This window comes from Pseudomonas sp. NPDC087614 (genome assembly GCF_044743485.1).
Lineage (GTDB): Bacteria > Pseudomonadota > Gammaproteobacteria > Pseudomonadales > Pseudomonadaceae > Aquipseudomonas > Aquipseudomonas baetica_A.
This window is the reverse complement of the sequence record NZ_JBIUWN010000001.1, coordinates 12,913-29,266: the sequence shown is the minus strand read 5'-3', so window position 1 is coordinate 29,266 and position 16,354 is coordinate 12,913. Positions and strand designations below refer to the sequence as shown.

General features: G+C 59.3%; 11 protein-coding genes and 3 pseudogenes. 7 read left to right on the top strand and 7 right to left on the bottom strand.

Annotated features, from left to right (window positions below):
• Positions 1-20: 20 nt before the first annotated feature.
• Positions 21-2,264, top strand: a complete 2,244-nt coding sequence (locus ACIOWA_RS00125) for a TonB-dependent siderophore receptor (RefSeq protein WP_401157560.1) — start codon at positions 21-23, stop codon at positions 2,262-2,264.
• 115 nt (positions 2,265-2,379) lie between these two features.
• On the opposite strand, the gene ACIOWA_RS00120 is transcribed toward ACIOWA_RS00125, so the two are convergent.
• From ACIOWA_RS00120 to ACIOWA_RS00105, 4 genes and pseudogenes are all read right to left on the bottom strand, one after another.
• Positions 2,380-2,871: a GNAT family N-acetyltransferase gene (locus ACIOWA_RS00120; RefSeq protein ID WP_401157558.1), complete on the bottom strand. Its 492-nt coding sequence runs from the start codon at positions 2,869-2,871 to the stop codon at positions 2,380-2,382.
• Between the two features lie 245 nt (positions 2,872-3,116).
• Positions 3,117-4,235 (bottom strand): cell division protein ZapE, encoded by a 1,119-nt coding sequence (gene zapE, locus ACIOWA_RS00115; RefSeq protein ID WP_401157556.1) that lies wholly within the window; start codon positions 4,233-4,235, stop codon positions 3,117-3,119.
• Between the two features lie 89 nt (positions 4,236-4,324).
• A pseudogene (locus ACIOWA_RS00110) lies at positions 4,325-4,447 on the bottom strand (arginase family protein); the annotation flags it as partial.
• A gap of 3 nt (positions 4,448-4,450) precedes the next feature.
• A pseudogene (locus ACIOWA_RS00105) lies at positions 4,451-4,642 on the bottom strand (spermidine/putrescine ABC transporter substrate-binding protein PotF); the annotation flags it as partial.
• Here ACIOWA_RS00105 and ACIOWA_RS00100 point away from each other — a divergent pair.
• The 3 genes and pseudogenes from ACIOWA_RS00100 to ACIOWA_RS00090 all read left to right on the top strand — a co-directional run.
• Positions 4,638-4,970: pseudogene (locus tag ACIOWA_RS00100) on the top strand (LysR family transcriptional regulator); the annotation flags it as partial. The pseudogenes ACIOWA_RS00105 and ACIOWA_RS00100 overlap by 5 nt on opposite strands.
• 232 nt (positions 4,971-5,202) lie before the next feature.
• Positions 5,203-6,669, top strand: coding sequence for a nucleobase:cation symporter-2 family protein (locus ACIOWA_RS00095; RefSeq protein ID WP_339496148.1), 1,467 nt, complete (start codon positions 5,203-5,205; stop codon positions 6,667-6,669).
• 66 nt (positions 6,670-6,735) lie between these two features.
• The gene (locus ACIOWA_RS00090; protein WP_339465738.1) at positions 6,736-7,209 is read left to right on the top strand and encodes an LEA type 2 family protein; all 474 of its coding nucleotides are present in this window, start codon (positions 6,736-6,738) and stop codon (positions 7,207-7,209) included.
• A 227-nt stretch (positions 7,210-7,436) separates the two neighbouring features.
• Here ACIOWA_RS00090 and ACIOWA_RS00085 read toward each other — a convergent pair whose 3' ends face one another.
• Entirely contained in the window at positions 7,437-8,360 is a 924-nt protein-coding gene (locus ACIOWA_RS00085; protein WP_401157553.1) for a carbon-nitrogen hydrolase family protein, read from the bottom strand.
• Positions 8,361-8,444: 84 nt separating this feature from the next.
• Here ACIOWA_RS00085 and ACIOWA_RS00080 point away from each other — a divergent pair, with 84 nt between their 5' ends.
• Positions 8,445-9,353, top strand: a complete 909-nt coding sequence (locus ACIOWA_RS00080; RefSeq protein WP_401157551.1) for a LysR family transcriptional regulator — start codon at positions 8,445-8,447, stop codon at positions 9,351-9,353.
• Positions 9,354-9,359: 6 nt separating this feature from the next.
• Here the strand turns inward: ACIOWA_RS00080 and ACIOWA_RS00075 are convergent, their stop codons facing one another.
• Positions 9,360-9,614 (bottom strand): hypothetical protein, encoded by a 255-nt coding sequence (locus ACIOWA_RS00075; RefSeq protein ID WP_038363082.1) that lies wholly within the window; start codon positions 9,612-9,614, stop codon positions 9,360-9,362.
• A gap of 154 nt (positions 9,615-9,768) precedes the next feature.
• Between ACIOWA_RS00075 and ACIOWA_RS00070 the strand changes: the two genes are divergently transcribed.
• A complete protein-coding gene (locus ACIOWA_RS00070) occupies positions 9,769-10,086 on the top strand; it encodes a DUF883 family protein (protein WP_339465752.1) in 318 nt (105 codons plus the stop codon).
• A gap of 61 nt (positions 10,087-10,147) precedes the next feature.
• Here the strand turns inward: ACIOWA_RS00070 and ACIOWA_RS00065 are convergent, their stop codons facing one another.
• Positions 10,148-11,188 (bottom strand): Ldh family oxidoreductase, encoded by a 1,041-nt coding sequence (locus ACIOWA_RS00065; protein WP_339465756.1) that lies wholly within the window; start codon positions 11,186-11,188, stop codon positions 10,148-10,150.
• Positions 11,189-11,402: 214 nt separating this feature from the next.
• Here ACIOWA_RS00065 and ACIOWA_RS00060 point away from each other — a divergent pair, with 214 nt between their 5' ends.
• Positions 11,403-16,253 carry a dermonecrotic toxin domain-containing protein gene (locus ACIOWA_RS00060; protein WP_401157548.1) on the top strand — a complete coding sequence of 1,617 codons (4,851 nt, stop codon included), beginning with the start codon at positions 11,403-11,405 and terminating at the stop codon, positions 16,251-16,253.
• Positions 16,254-16,354: the final 101 nt, after the last annotated feature.

The window sequence follows — 16,354 nt, the reverse complement described above, 5'->3', positions numbered from 1 at the left end:
AAGACAAGGAGTCGGCTGCGATGCTTGCGCCCATCACCCGTTCAATAACCCTCACTCTCGGCTTCTGTGCAACCGCTCTGAGCCCCGATCTTTTGGCTGAGCCCGAGCCCGATAAAGCCCCGCCGCCAGCGTCTGCGCTGGAACTGGCATCGACCCACGTCACCGCCCAAGGCCTGGGTCGCACCACCGAAAACACCGACGCCTACACCACCGGAGCCATGAGCACCGCGACACGGCTTAATCTGTCGATCAAGCAAACCCCACAATCGGTGTCCGTGGTCACCCGCCAGCAGATGGATGATTTCAAGCTCAGCACGTTATCCGAAGCCATGAGCCAGACCACAGGCATTGTGGTGCAACACAACGACTCGGACCGTGTCAGCTATTCGTCACGCGGTTACTCGATCAACAATTTCCAGATCGACGGGATGCTAAACACCTTTGATCGCATGAAGACCGACGCCGACACCATCATCTACGACCGCATTGAAGTTGTGCGCGGCGCCACAGGCCTGACCACCGGCGCGGGCGATCCCTCGGCGACCATCAACATGGTGCGCAAGCGCCCGACGGCGCAATGGCAGACGCTCGCGGGGGTCAGTGGCGGCAGTTACGACGATTACTACAGCTACGTGGATGTTGGCGGCCCGCTGGCCTTCGAGGGTCGCTTGCGTGGGCGCACCGTGCTGGCTTATCGCGACAGCCAATCGTTTCGCGACAAGTACGCGCTGCAACGCGAAGTCGGCTACGGGATTATTGAGGCGGATCTGAGCGAATCCACCGTGCTGGCGGTGGGTTATGACTATCAGGACAAACAGGTGCAGGGCTCCTCCTGGGGCACCGTGCCCTACTGGAACGCAGACGGTAGCAAGGCCAGGCTCGGTCGATCGACGAATATGGCGACATCCTGGAGTTCGTGGCCGCTCAAGGACAAGACCGCATTCGCCACCCTTGATCAGGAACTGGCGGGAGGATGGCACCTGAAAGCCGCTTACACTCACCGCCAAAGCGACGTAGACGGCAAGGTCTACTACGGTGGGGAAGGTTTTCCCGAGGCTGACCGCAGCGGCATGGTCGCCTATAGCTCGCACATGATCGGCACGCAGAAAATGAACGTCTATGACTTCAACGTTTCAGGCCCTTATTCGCTACTCGGTCGCGAGCACGAAATGATGTTCGGTTACGGCGAGGCCCAGCACCGCTCCTACTCCCCCAAAACCGTCAATGGTCCGCGCGTTGCGGATTACGGCAGCCTAAGCGACTGGAAATACATGGGCGATATCGCCAGGTTCCCCGATACCGTCACCGGACTGACCGGTTCCAAGGGCAGCACCCGTCAGAAGGCTGGCTACATTGCTACTCGCTTGAGCCTGACAGACGAACTGCAGGCCGTGCTCGGTAGTCGTTATGGCAGTTGGGAAGGCAAAAATGCCGATCACTACTATGACGGGAACCTGCAACTGACCAGCGTTGACACAACCCGCCAACACCAAAACGACATCTGGACGCCCTACGCCGGCCTGCTCTATGACCTGACGCCGCAATACACCGCCTACATCAGCTACACCGATATTTTCAAACCACAGAGCAACCGTGACAGCAGCCGCAATTATCTGGAACCGGTCGTTGGCAGCAACTACGAAGTGGGACTCAAAAGCAGTTTGCTCGAAGAACGCCTCAACATGGCAACGGCACTGTTCTGGAGCAAGCAGGACAACGTTGCCGAAGTCGACAATTCGGTGCCGCCAGACCCCGTCACCCGCGAGCAGTTCTACAAATCCGGCGGCAAGGGCAACAAGGTCAATGGCTTCGAAGCCGAAGTCTCAGGCGAAATCCTCAACGGCTGGAATGTGACCGCCGGTTATACCTACACCCACTCGGCCAACGGCGAAAAAAAGCGCACCCACGAAAACCAGCCACTGCACCTGCTGCGGGTGTCCACGGCATATCGTTTGCCGGGCGAATGGCAAGCGTTGACCGTAGGCGGAGCAGTGAATTGGCAAAGCCGTATTTTCGGCGATTCGAATCGCCCGGTCAGGCGCAATGCTGCGGGTGACTTCGTCACCGAAAATGCCCGAATTCACCAGGGCGCTTACACCGTGGTCAAGCTGATGTCGCGCTATGCAATCGACAAAAACCTCTCGGCCTCGCTGAACGTCGACAACCTGTTCGACAAGAAGTACTACGAGAATGTGGGCTTCTACAACGGTGTGTTCTGGGGCGATCCGCGCACGGTGACGTTGAGTCTGGACTGGAGGCTCTGACGCTGATTGGCGGGACGAGGGGCTTGCTCCCTCACCCAAAATCCACTGTGAACAGACTCCCGTTCAGGCTTGGAGATGGACAGTTGGGCGCCCTCTCGAGGCGCCTTTTTTACGACTACAGTTCCTTGATCCAGAACAGCATGCGCCCATGAGCCGGGTCGAACATGCCAGGGGCGAAGCCGAATTTGCTGTAGGCGTTCTGTGCCACGGCGTTGCCTTCCAGCACTTCGAGGGTGATCTTGCAGCAGCCGCGCTGCCGGGCAATTTCCTCGACTTTGTGCAGCATCTTCTGGCTCAACCCCAAGCCGCGAAATGTGCTGATCACTGCCACATCGTGGACGTTGATCAAGGGTTTGCAGGCGAACGTGGAAAACCCTTCAAAACAGGTCACCAGCCCTGCCGGCTCGCCACCGACAAACGCCAACACGCTGAATGCGTGCGGGCGGCGCGCCAGTTCTTCGGGTAGCCGTCGCAATAATTCAGGATCGAGCGAATGGCCGCCACCCATCGGGTCTTCGGCATAGTGGTTGAGCACCACGCCGATGGCCTCGGCATGCAGTGGATTGGTGTAGCTGGCTTGAAGCACAAGAATTTCTGCGGAATCCATTTCCATCCCCGAACACACAAAAGCCCCGGCGCGCAAAGTGCGTACTGAAAGGCTGCTGCGACATTAGCGCGGGGGCCTGCGCGGCGACAACCGGCACGTCAAAAATTATTGTTCAGAGCCCCAGGATCACCTCTTGTGTCCAACCGGCTTCGGCGAAATCCTGCGCACGCAACCCGGCATCGCCCACGCAAAGGAATTCGTTCGAATGATGGATGGCGGCGGGGTCATGGTGGCGCCCTTTTCATTCAAGCGTCGGCAAAACGCTGCAACTGCATCTCCTGCAAGCGACTGAGCGTGCGGCGGAACGGGAACTGCAGATAGCCCTCGGTATACAGCGCCTCCATCGGCACCTGCGCCTCGACGTACAGCGGCACCTTGCGGTCGTAGCACTCGTCAACCAGGGCGATGAAGCGCCGTACGCCATCGTCGTGAACCGACAGCTGCGGCAATTGCCGATCGCCCGCCGCTACCCGCTCGGCGCCATCTTCGGTGCCACGAGCGATACGGCCCTCGCGTTTCTGCGCGCTGAGGTTCGGCACGTCGCTCACCACAATAGCCCGGTAACGGTCGCACAGCGTGATGAAATCCATGGCGGCGAAGGGTTGCTCGCACAGATCAGCGTAACGACACCACAACACCATTTCAGTGCTTTGCACCACGTTCAACAGCCGATGGCCGACCGTCACGGGATCAGTACGAGAGGATTGCCCCTCCGTCAGCGCTTCAAAGACCTGTTTCAAGGCGCTGGCCTCGCCTTGTATAGCGACAAAATAACGCTGCTGGATCGCGCCCGGATGCAAGCGATGATCCTCGGCGCCGTTCACCGCCACCACTTGCATATGCGTTTTGATCGCGGCGATTGCCGGGACAAAACGGTCGCGATTGAAGCCATCGGCGTACAAATCATCCGGCGGCAGGTTGGAGGTACAGACAATCATCACGCCTTCGTCGAACATCACCTGAAACAGCCGACCGAGAATGATCGCGTCGCCGATGTCGTTGACGAACAACTCATCGAAACACAGCACCCGCACCTCGGCGGCTAACTCTTTAGCCAGCGCCCGCAGCGGATCGGCGATCCCGGTCAATTGAAACGAGCGTTGGTGCACCCAGCCCATGAAGTGATGGAAGTGTTGACGCCGCGCCGGCACTCGCAGGCTCTGATAAAACTGATCCATCAGCCAGGTCTTGCCGCGCCCGACCGGCCCCCACAGATAGACGCCAGTGACCGAACGCGCATCGGCACGCAGGGCTTCATGGCATTTTTGCAGCGCAAAGACGGCATGTTCCTGAGCTTCATCCTGGATGAAGCCCTTGTGTTCGATGGCATGCTGCCAGGCGCTTAGAGGGGAGTCGAAAGTCATGCGCGGGAGTATGCCACGATGGCCTTCTGCATCCTGTGGCTTTTTCTGTGGGCGCGGGCTTGCTCGCGCCCACAGGGGCCATTGATGTTTTAGAGGTCGACTTTGTGTTTGGCGGCGTACAGGCAGAGCATTTCCATGGCCAATGTCGCTGCCGCCAAGGAAGTCACTTGCGCATGATCGTAAGCCGGGGCCACTTCAACGACGTCCATGCCCGGTTCCAGCACTTCGCAAGTATCGAAGGTGTCGTAGCGCACATGAATGCCGGTTTCCCGCTCGAAACGCTGCAAGGTTGCCGGCGGCACGTAATCCGCCCAACTGTAGAGGTTGAGGGTCTTGTCCTCAGCGTGGGCATGGATGGCCACGGACAACAACAGCGCGGGGAAACACAGCCTGGATAGGGGAAGCATGATTAGCCAGCAAATGGCCAAACTGGAAACTCGCTTGGGTTATCGCCTGTGCAGCCGTGGCAAGGGCGGGTGCAGCGTCACGCCCAAGGGCGAGCAACTGCTGATCGCCATCCGCACGTTGTTTGAATCGATTGAAGTCTTTCGTCATCAATCCAACGGTGTTGCCGGGCGCCTGATCGGTGAGGTGCGTTTGGGCATTTGCGAGGCCGTTGATCAATCGGTCTTGCAACGGGTCGCCGAAACGATCCGACGCTTTCGCGAGCGAGATGAATCTGTGCGCATCGAGTTGATCAGCGCGATGCCCGGCGAGATGGAGCGTTTACTGCTGTAACAGCGGCTGTGCGCAACAGGTCACCCGCTGTTTACCGACGATGCCCCCAGCGATGCGCAGATTGCCTTTGAAGAGGATTTGCTCCACGCGTTTGCTTGAATCGATTTGGCAGGCGCACCACAAAAGCTGACCTTTCAGGCAGTTTTATTGCGTTGCCCTCGCCGCCCTCTTCCGGCATTCTGCGCCTCCATTTTCTGACCCGGCCCCGCCTCACGGCGCGCAAAACACCATGACCGCCTCTGAAAAAGCCCCGCGCAACAACGATCTGATCTACGGCCTAAACGACCGACCGAACCTCACCGCCACGGTATTTGCCGCGTTGCAACATGTGCTGGCGAGCTTCGTTGGCATCATCACGCCGACCCTGATCATGGGCGGTGCTCTCGGTCTGCAAAGCGAAATCCCCTACCTGATCAGCATGGCGCTGTTCGTCTCCGGCCTCGGCACTTTCGTGCAAGCCAAGCGATTCGGCCCGGTAGGCTCAGGTCTGTTATGCCTGCAAGGCACCAGTTTTTCTTTTATCAGCGTGATCCTCAGTGCCGGGTTCATGGTCAAGGCACGGGGCGGTGGTACCGACGAGATTCTTTCAACGATCTTCGGTGTGTGCTTTTTCGCCGCGTTCATTGAAGTGGTGCTGAGCCAATTCATCGGCAAGTTGCGCATGCTGATCACCCCGGTGGTGACCGGCACGATCATCACGCTGATGGGCCTGTCGCTGATCAAAGTGGCGATGACCGACATTGCCGGCGGCTTCGGCGCGGCGGATCTGGGCGCGGCCAGCCATCTCTTTCTGGCGGCGCTGGTACTGGGCACCATCGTGGTGCTGAACCGGGTCGATGTGCCGTTCCTACGTTTGGGCGCGATTGTGATCGGCCTGACCTTCGGCTACGTCGTCGCGTGGCTGATGGGCACCGTCGATTTCGCCAGTTTGCCCCAAGTGCCGCTGGTTAGCGTGCCCGTGCCGTTCAAGTACGGTTTCAACTTCGATTGGGTGGCGTTCGTGCCGGTGGCGGTGATTTTCCTGGTGTCACCGCTGGAAGCGGCGGGCGATCTGACCGCCAACTCGATGATCTCCCGGCAGCCGGTCAAAGGCCCGCTGTACATCCGCCGGATCAAGTCCGGGCTGCTCGCCGACGGTCTCAACTCGGCCATGGCCGCCGTGTTCAACAGCATGCCGATGGTGACGTTCGCCCAGAACAACGGCGTGATTCAGCTCACCGGCGTGGCCAGCCGCTATGTGGCGTTCTTTATTGCCGGCCTGCTGGTGGTGTTGGGGTTATTCCCGATGATTGGCGCGGTGCTGCAACTGATGCCCAAGCCGGTACTCGGCGGCGCCGAACTGGTGATGTTCGGCACCGTGGCCGTGGCCGGGATCAAGATCCTCGCCGAGGCTGGCCTGCATCGGCGCAACATGCTGATCGTGGCGATCTCCCTCGGCATGGGCCTGGGCATCGCTGCCGTGCCGCAAGTCCTGCGCGAGTTGCCACAAGCACTGCGCAACATCTTCGAATCGCCGATCACCGTCGGTGCGTTGTGCGCTATCGTGCTGAACATCTTCCTGCCGGAAGAATTCATCGAACTGGAAGAAGATGACTTCGACCCGGAAGCCTCTATTCTTCAAGTCATGGAAAACCCGGACGTTGCGGCCAAAGGTGAACCTGCCTCACTGGCGGCTGTCGCACAGTTGAACCGCTAAACGCTACGCCTGCGAAAAAGGGCTGAGCCGGCAACGGTTCAGCCCTTTTTTGTTGAGAGACTGTTTATGCGCCGCCTCCACGCCGTCATCCTGTCCCTGCTTGTGCTTTCCCTCAGTGCCTGCGCGCTGTTCCCCAACCGCGACCCGGTGAACATCAATGTGGTCGGTATCGAACCGCTGGCCAGTCAGGATCTGGAAGTACGCTTCGCCATCAAATTGCGCGTGCAAAACCCTAACGAAACCGCGATCGACTACAACGGCATTGCCTTGGATCTGGAGGTCAACGGCCATTCACTGGCCTCCGGCGTGAGCGACCAGAGCGGCTCGATTGCGCGGTTCTCCGAAGCCATCGTCAGCGTACCGGTCAGCGTTTCGGCGTTTTCCGTTCTGCGCCAGACCCTCGGCCTGAGCCAGACGCAAACCCTCGACAACCTGCCCTACGTGCTGCGCGGCAAGCTCGCGGGCGGCTTGTTCGGCACCATGCGCTTTGTCGACAGCGGCAAACTCAGCCTGCCCAAGACCAGCGCCGCGACGTGGTAAAAATGCGTTAACCTGGCACGTTCTCGGCGCGCGCCGGGATGCGTCTGATTCGCCCCCCAGGAAACCTGGGAAATCACCCGCGAAGAATGGCTGCACCCGCGATAACCCCGAACACAACACAAACCCCCTGTGGGAGCGGGCTTGCTCGCGAAGACGGCGTAACAGACAACATCACTGTTGAACGTAAACACGCTTTCGCGAGCAAACACGCTCACACAGGTTTTTTATCAGCCGGTGAAACGCACGCCAGGTTTGGCCCGTTCGTCCACGCTCAGCTCGAAGATATCCGGCCGGGCGTAATGGCCAACCACATCGTAGTCATATCGCGCGCGCACCAACTCGTCAGTGTCGATTTCGGCAGTGAGCAACCCCGCCTCGCCGCGCAATGGCCCCGCCAACACATCGCCCATCGGGCCGACGATCACACTGCCCCCGGCAATCAACGGACGATCCGCCGGCCAGTTGGCAATCTCCACGCCCAGTTCATTCGGTGAGGCTTGCACCTGACAGGCGCTGACCACAAAGCAACGGCCCTCATGGGCGATGTGGCGCATGCTGACCTGCCACATCTCGCGCTCATCGACGGTCGGGGCGCACCAGACCTCCACGCCCTTGGCGTACATCGCCGTGCGCAGCAACGGCATCATGTTTTCCCAGCACACCAGCGCACCAAGCTTGCCGACCTGACTGTCGAGCACCGGCAACGTCGAGCCATCGCCCTTGCCCCAAATCAGCCGTTCCGTGCCGGTGGGCATCAGTTTGCGGTGTTTGGCGAGCAGCCCGGCCTGCGGATCGAAGTACAGCGCCGCGCAATACAGCGTGCTGCCGGCGCGCTCGATCACGCCGATCACCAGATTGGCCCCGGTGCGCGCAGATAACCCGGCGAGCGCTTCGGTTTCCACCCCCGGCACATCGATGGCGTTGGCGAAATATCGCGCATACGCCTCGCGACCTTCGGGCAAGCGATAACCCAGTTGCGTGCCAAAAGCCTCACCTTTCGGATACCCGCCGAGCAAAGCTTCGGGCATCACCACCAGCGCCGCGCCGGATTCAGCGATCGCCGCTTCCCAACTGAGAATCTGTTCCAGGGTGTCGCCTTTGCCACCGGGCAAGGCGCCGATTTGCAGCGCAGCAACGATTGATTTAGGCATGACGCTCACTCCATCAAGATCAGGTGTTGCTGATTCTCCAGCGCGGCGTGATCATGAATAAAGCCCCGTTTACTGCTGAATGATATGAGCCATATGAATATCACCACCGTCGACCTCAACCTGCTCAAAGTCTTCGAAGCCCTGCATGAAGAGTCGAGTGCCAGCCGCGCGGCGCTGCGTCTGGGCGTGACGCAATCGGCGGTCAGCGCGGCATTGCGCCGTTTGCGCGAGGTCTATGGCGATCAATTGTTTGTCCGCACCGGGCGCGGCCTGGCGCCGACGCTCAAGGCCAATCAACTGAAACCGGTGGTCAGCGAGGCGCTGAACAAATGCCGGCAAAGCCTGGCGATGGTCGATCCCGCAGCCAATCAGTATGAAGGCCGTTCCGTCACGGTGGGCCTGTCGGACGATTTCGAGATCGCCTACGGCCAGCGCTTGATCGAAGAAATCGCCCGAAGCGCACCGAAACTGCGACTGATCTTCCGTCAGACCCACAGCCAGATCGTCGCCCGCGCCCTGATGGAGCGCAGCATCGACCTGGCGATCACCGCTGGCGGTTTTGCCGAACGCCTGCTCAGCCGTCAGGTGTTGGGTGAAGGGGGTTATGCGTGCCTGGTCGATCCGGTGAGCCTTGCGCCCGGCCAGCAACAGATCGCTCTGCAAGAGTTTGTCGCCCGCGAGCACATTCTGGTGTCGTCCGGTGGTTTTATCGGGATCACCGATGAAGGGCTCGCGGCGCTGGGCTTGAGTCGCCGGGTGTGTGCCTCGACAACGCATTTCGCGGCGCTGCCGTACCTGCTCAAGGGCAGTCAGGCGGTGGCGACGATCCCGGCACATGCCGCCGAGCGCATCGCCGCACTCAGCGGTCTGGCGCTACTGGCCTGCCCGCTGGCCTTGCCGCGTTATCCGATTGAACTGGGCTGGCGCACCAGCACACAGATCGATCCCGTGGTGGTCAAGGTCCGCGAGGCGATTGCAGCCTGCTTCAGGTAAAACGCGTTACTTGTTGGCGGCCATCAAGCGGTTGACTTCACTGCGCACCATATTGGCAAACTCCGGCGGCGACATGCCGTCCAGCTCAGCCCGGACCCACTCGGCCCATTTGCCCTTGCGCTTGGCGCGTTCGCCGAACAAACGCGCAGCTTCGCCTTTGGCTTTGCCCAGATTGTTCTGCCAGAGTTCGAACAGACGGGATTTCTCGTCTTCCAGCGCGGCGCGCTCTGCGAGGGATTTGTCGGCCAGATTGAAACTCATGGGGAATTATCCTGCTGCGTAAAATGGCGACATCTTACACGCTCGGCGGAAATCTCCCGCGCAGGTTTTTGTCACTGAGCTAAATTCAGTGCAACTTTTTAGCTGACGCCGGACTCCATTGATCACTGTCCATTCACCTGCAAGGAGTCACCCAATGGCCCGCAAATCCGCCGCGCAAAACGCCGAGGATCAAATCAAGGATCAAGCCTTCAGCGAACTTCAGGCGCTGATCGAAGAGTCCGACAAACTGCTCAAGAGCAGTGCTTCACTGGTTGGAGAGGAAGCGGAGAACTTGCGCGGCCAAATCACTCTGAAACTGCAGCAAGCGCTGGATTCGGTATCGAGCGTGCGCGATCGCACCAAACCGGCCATCGATGCCACCGAGAACTACATCGGTGGCCATCCGTGGCAGACCGTGGCCATCTCGGCCGGTTTCGGTCTGGTGGTCGGTTTGTTGCTCGGTCGCCGCTAAGCCCCGTGCGACATGAAAAAGGCGAGTCTGGTGACTCGCCTTTTTCATGTCGGCGCAAAACTCAATAACCGGCCAGTTCCCGCAACTGCGCCAGGGTTTGCTCATCCAGCACAATGCCCTCGGCCTGCGATCTGGCACGCTGCAAATGCCGACGATCACCCGGCAATCGTTTAAGCCCGACACCGTGCATCTGGCGCACCAGTTCCTCGCTGCGTTCGGCAAATCCTTGACCGGCCGCTTTGCTCGGGTCAATCACGATCAGCAACTGCCCGGTCCACGGCGTTTTGGCGCCGGGATGGTTTGACCAGTCGAACTCGAATGAGAAATTGCCGCCGGTCAGCGCCGCTGCCAGTAGCTCCACCATCATCGACAACGCCGAACCCTTGTGGCCGCCAAACGGCAACAACGCCCCGCCTTCGAGAATCGCCCTGGGATCCTGGGTTGGCTGACCGAGGCTGTCCACGCCCATACCTGCCGGTAGCCGTTCGCCTTTGCGCGCAGCGATCTGCACGTCGCCATGAGCAATTGCGCTGGTGGCCAGGTCGAAGACAATCGGGGCAGCGCCGGCCCGTGGCGCGGCAAAGGCAATCGGGTTGGTGCCGAACAGTGGCCGATCAGCGCCGTGGGGCACCACACAGGTCATGCTGTTGACCACGCTCAGTGCCACCAGACCTTCTTCAGCGAAGGGTTCGACATCCGGCCACAGGGCTGCAAAGTGATGCGAGTTGCGAATCGCCAACACTGCGATCCCCGCGCTACGGGCCTTCTCAACCAGCAACGGCCGGGCGGCTGCCAGCGCTGGCTGGGCAAAACCGTTGCCGGCATCGACGCGCACGAAACCCGAGGCGACGTCTTCGACCTGCGGTATGGCATGTCCGTTGACCCAGCCGCTTTTCAGGGTCGAGACATAGCCCGCAATCCTGAACACGCCGTGGCTGTGGGCACCATCACGTTCGGCCCCGGCGCAGTTGGCGGCCAGCACCTTGGCGACCTCCGTCGACGTGCCATGGCGCAGAAAAATCGTTTCAAGCAATTGCGTCAGCGCTTCGAAAGTTAACGAGGTCGAGGCAGCAGAAGACACAGGGTTGAGTGGCGCAGACATCTGAAGCTCCAGAATGATGATTGGAGGGAACAACAGCGTACCGACAACTTGCGAACCGATTAACCACGCCCAAGCGCCCCCCTGTCAACCCTGCAACAGCATGACCCGCGCTCGCGCTCGCAATGCGATAACTATCTACCGCCTCTGCCCGCACCACACCGCTTAGTCTCTGGCCTCATTTTTTGCGCCCAGCGCGCCCTACCGAGACCCGATGATGCCTGAGACAGCCGCCCCACTGCTGTTCCCCGAAACCCTGAACTTTCCCGGTCTTTGGGAAAAAACAGGCAAATCCCACAACCTCAACAGCAAAGACTTCAGATGGCTGGCCCATGTGAAACTGGCCACACACGCGCTACGCAGCGAGCAATCGCCGCCGATGCTCGCCCGAGACATTCGCATCAGCGCCGGCACGGCTGCGCCCATCAGGCTGGCCGGCAGTTTCATCATCAGCGAAACCCCCGACGACAAGGGCGCAATCCTCTACACCCCTTACGATGGCATCCAGAAATACGACAGCCTTGCGACCCTAGAGGCGTTACTCGAAAAACGCTTGGAGGAAGCCAAAGAAGAGGATCAGTTGCTGGCTTTTCTCGCTTTATCCCAGCGCAGAGAAGTGGTCGAACAGAGCAGCCTTACGCTGAGCTACGAAACAATCGAGGGGGATATTTTCGATAGCCAGAAGAGCGCCATTCTGGCGTGCCAGAAACTGAACGCGGCGGCCATGCTTGGCGAGTTGAAGCGTTTGCCCTCGCTCACCTCCCTGATAGAAACGATCCTTGATGATCTGTTGAAAGCCGGTTTCCCCGACCTGAAGCAGAGGCAAACCCGAGTCAATTTTTACACGGACGCCGCCGTCACCAACCCTGACACCGCCTCAGGTTCGGAACCGGCCCGGCACTGGCATGACTCAACAAGCCTGAGCGAAGCCGTGCTGATGCTTTACCGGCATCGAAGCTGGCCGCCGGATCAATTGCATGAGTTCTCCAACCCCGGGCATGTGCCGGTCAAAGGTGATCAGATAATTTGGGAAGAGGCGCTGCAACAGGCATCGGGCAAGTTGCAGATGCTGCTGTTTCACGAAATTGAAGGCTATTGGAACGCTCCCGCTACGCAGGGATCAACACGGCGTGTCTTCTTCGGTGAAGCACTGAAAGAACAGGCACGCGCCAAATTGATGATCAAGCGCGAAACCGGCACCCTCGACGCCAGTCAATTCGCCACCCTGCACCAGATGATTCAGCCGGCGGCCTTGTCGACCCCTCGCCCGATCCTCGAAAAAGTGCGCCTGTGGGAGTACGAGCCCAACTATGTCGAGTTGGCGGGCTCTTTGATGATCAGCCACACAGACGCCTGTCTTTACACACCGACCATGGGTTTGCAGGTGCTTGAGGATTACAACGATCTGAAAGATACCGTGTTGAGCAAACTGCGCGCGCCTGGGCACGAGGACGAATTCTACGGCTTGTTGAACCTTGAAGAGCGTCAACGCTTTATTGGCTTCGACCGGCCTCAGGTGAGTGGCGAAAGCATCGGCGGCGATATTTTCAATGTGTTGTTCGAGGCCATCATCACCAAACAGAGGCAAAGCATCGAATTTGCCTTGCAGGTTTACCGCCACAGCGATGGCTGCGTTGATATCCATGCCATGTTCGATAAAGCCCTGGATATCCGCTCGATGATCAATGAGCGGTTGCTGGCGCTGGATGCCGGTAAACGGTGGTCGACAAGGCCGGTGCTGGCCGGCGTGCAACAACCGTCCAGGGTGCTGGCACACAGGGCCCGGGAAGTCGCGAGAACATGCGATGGCATCGATGCCTTGCTCACGGGCTCCTTCAGGGGGCAGCCCACCACCGCAAAGGAGCAGCGCAGTTACCTTGAGAAAATGAGATCACAGTTGGCCCACTCGCTGTTTGTCGGGGTAACCGGTGAAGCGGCGTTGAGGGTGCTCAGTGGCTCGCTTAAAACGGCCGAGCAGGCAATTGTCGATACCGTGTTCCATCCCGATCAGCCCAGCCGTGACAATAGACGTTCACTCAATGGATTTCGCCCCGACGCCTGGTCACTCAGCCTGGAAAGTCCCGGTGCGAAAGAGCCTTTGCCTTTGGCTCATTGCGTTTTGCTGACAGAACGTGGCGGGCTCGACGACCTGCACTCGGGAAGGGTGATTGTGTGGACACCCGCGCTGGGGCTGGAAGTTTTGCCCAATATTGCTGTTGCGCGGCAGGCGCTGGGCCGAAGACTGAAGGACAGCGTGGCGCGTCTGGCTTTTCTGGAAAACCTTGCGCCCCAGGCACGCCAGCACCATCAGGCGTACACCCTGGGTCCCTTACGGTTGATCGAGGACAATATTCTGCACAACCGCGCACAATCTGGCATTGAGCACTTCCTTGCACGTTGCGATGCGGTACGCGAACGCCTGAAGGACCGCGCCGGACGCGCCCCAGCCCTGGCCACGCTCAAAAGAACGGCAATCGATACCAACCTGCTGCGAACGATTCACCTGGCAACGGCCATCAACCAGCAACAATCGCTACCCGCCTGGCTGGGTATGGCACCCGTGGACGAGCAACAGTTGCATCTCGAACTGCTTGAGCAATGGCGCCGCAGCGTGGTCGATCACAAGGACTACCTCAGCGGCCTGCCCTCTCTGGCCGATTACGTCAGTCAGACGTTGAAGTCATTGCTCGACGCTCGATTCAAAGGCAACCCGCTCGAGCCGCAAGACATCGAGATCATCCCCAATCTGGCCTTGGCGGGCCCTGCCCTCGCGCTCACCGATTTTGCGTTGAACCACATCAACATCGCCCAGGGCACCGGCTTCAAAGTCGCCGCAAGGACGACAAAACCACTCCCTGCAGGCCTGGATCAAAATACCGTCCGGCAACTGTTGTTGTCGCTGGCGATTCCGACGACTTTCGCCAGAAAAATTACCGATGCGCTCTCCGGTGACCCTGCTCAGGCCCAAGCACGCAAAGAGCGCTTCATTCGGCAGACGCCCTGGCAACTGTTGCAACATGCACATGGATTGAAACTGCAACAGCAATTGTCAGCCAGCGCCTTCGATTACCTTTGCCAAGTGCTGGACATACCGGACGGCATAGCACGGGCAACCGTTGAGGGCGCTCATGCCACGGCATATCCGTTGTCGCTGGTCAAAACAGCAGGCGCAAGCGCTGTCGAAGCGCTTGGTCTTTACATCATTGGCCCGGGCGGCGGTCAGCCGGGGCCAATGGTCCTTTATGCGCCCTATGCGCAAGAGCTTTTTCGCGAATTCGCCGATGAGAAGAGCCTGATCGCGGCCGTGAACACGCCAGGCAGCTTTCAGGATCTGGTGATTCGCCGGCTGCCGATCGAACAGCAATCGGTATTTCGGGGGCTTTGGCAGGCGAGCGTCGGCGAAACCAGCGAAATGACACTGTCGGGCCGTGCCATTACCGGCAACCTGTTGCACAGGCTCTTCAGTGACAATCTCAAACTGCTGCCGCAATTGTTGAGTTGCCAGGCGCTCAGCCATGCTCAAGACGACTGGGAAGCGGCGAAAAACCTGTTCAGTCATGGCCCCCATCCGATCTCGGGGTTGCTGCCGGGCAAGCTCTCGTACGTGACATTCCTTTGGCAGGCATACAAGGATTTCAAGAATTCGGCTGAAAACCTGCAGGATCATCATTGGACGCAAGCCCTGAAATCATTTATCGACGGCGCAGTGCAGATGATCAGTCTGGGCCGCCTCACGAGCGAAAGCGCCGCCTCAGCAGAATCCGCGCTCTCCATTCTTTCTTCAACCAAAACAGAGAGCACCGCCGGTAACGTTGACGCATTGTCGAACTCGCCCGCCCTGGTGGCCCCGGCGTGGTCGCAGATCCGTTTAACGTCACCCAGGCGCACCGAGTTACAGGCGTTTGAAAACACGGCTGTGGCGCTTGAGGACCTCAAGCGTGACGCGAAAAACGGCACGTATGAGGATCCGATCACCAAGCGCACGTATACCGCTATCGACGGCAAGGTTCATCGTGTCGACCAACCCGGGGCGGTCTGGCAGATTCTTGACGATGAAAAGCCCGGTCCGTCGTTACGGTTGACCGGCTCGCGACTCTTGCTGGCGCCCGATCGCCATGCGGTGCACTACGGCAAAGCAATCTCCAGACTGCACAAGCGATACACCCTGGAGTTGGATCGCAGGGTCATGCTGAACATCGAAGCCATCGGTATGAAGGAGATACGCCGCAACCATCCCCAGAAAGCGCAAATACTGCAGCACGCTGTTGATCTTGCCCGCTTCTATGCATTCAACAGCCTGCACAATCTGGCCCAGTTGAAAGCCAACGTTCCTGGCACCCGCCTGGATGGATTTCTCAAAGTGTTTTTCGGCGTGGCCCAAGTCGATAGCGGTTTACTGAGCAAACTCAACAAGGCGATCGTGCCCATTTGCCGGGCGTTGGTGGATCCCGACGATGATCTGTTGAACACAGATCGCTTCGTTGTGGGCTCCAATGCTTTCCAGTCCTGCGTCATTGCGTTTGTGCTGAACGACGACCACCGCAAAATGGTTCACTTCACCGAAAACTTTTTCAACCCGCAGTTGAGCTGGTATGCACCGTCCCTCATCGAGCCTTTCGACATTGATGGCCACGCCCAAGCAGCGACACTGATCCACGAGTTTGCCCACCAGTATTCCAAGGCCAAGGATATTGCCACCCTGGAGGCACGGCGCCCGTTTCACGACTTGATCGAAACCCTCACGGTGTACGGCCAGACTATCGAGCAGGAGTTGGTAGACCTCCAGACCCAGGCGCTGTCGCTCACGACCCCGCGCGAAACGCTGTTTGCACGCTGGAGCAGGAAAAAAGGTTCATTTGTCAGTCTGGATAAAATCCCGGGGGCTGAGGACATCAGCAAAGACATTCTCGATCTGACCCTCACCCCGACCATGGACGAGGCGCGCGATGCGTTTCTTGATAGGCACTCAGCGGATGTGCGCATCGATGTGATTTTGCGCAACGCCGACTCCATCGCCCGCCTCGTTTGCGAGATGGGTCGGCAACTGGATCCGGTGCCGCGCCCCTGAAAAAGCACAAAAAAATGCGCAGGGATCGAAACCTGCGCACGCCTTCACAGCCATCACTCGGGTACGCGAATCAGTCCTTCTGGTTGGGTAGCCGAGAAAAA

Bases quoted from the DNA above. Each gene is read 5' to 3' on its own strand.
- ACIOWA_RS00125 (WP_401157560.1), top strand. From the start codon at position 21: ATGCTTGCGCCCATCACCCGTTCAATAACCCTCACTCTCGGCTTCTGT.
- ACIOWA_RS00120 (WP_401157558.1), bottom strand. From the start codon at position 2,871: ATGGATTCCGCAGAAATTCTTGTGCTTCAAGCCAGCTACACCAATCCA.
- zapE (WP_401157556.1), bottom strand. From the start codon at position 4,235: ATGACTTTCGACTCCCCTCTAAGCGCCTGGCAGCATGCCATCGAACAC.
- ACIOWA_RS00095 (WP_339496148.1), top strand. From the start codon at position 5,203: ATGACCGCCTCTGAAAAAGCCCCGCGCAACAACGATCTGATCTACGGC.
- ACIOWA_RS00090 (WP_339465738.1), top strand. From the start codon at position 6,736: ATGCGCCGCCTCCACGCCGTCATCCTGTCCCTGCTTGTGCTTTCCCTC.
- ACIOWA_RS00085 (WP_401157553.1), bottom strand. From the start codon at position 8,360: ATGCCTAAATCAATCGTTGCTGCGCTGCAAATCGGCGCCTTGCCCGGT.
- ACIOWA_RS00080 (WP_401157551.1), top strand. From the start codon at position 8,445: ATGAGCCATATGAATATCACCACCGTCGACCTCAACCTGCTCAAAGTC.
- ACIOWA_RS00075 (WP_038363082.1), bottom strand. From the start codon at position 9,614: ATGAGTTTCAATCTGGCCGACAAATCCCTCGCAGAGCGCGCCGCGCTG.
- ACIOWA_RS00070 (WP_339465752.1), top strand. From the start codon at position 9,769: ATGGCCCGCAAATCCGCCGCGCAAAACGCCGAGGATCAAATCAAGGAT.
- ACIOWA_RS00065 (WP_339465756.1), bottom strand. From the start codon at position 11,188: ATGTCTGCGCCACTCAACCCTGTGTCTTCTGCTGCCTCGACCTCGTTA.
- ACIOWA_RS00060 (WP_401157548.1), top strand. From the start codon at position 11,403: ATGCCTGAGACAGCCGCCCCACTGCTGTTCCCCGAAACCCTGAACTTT.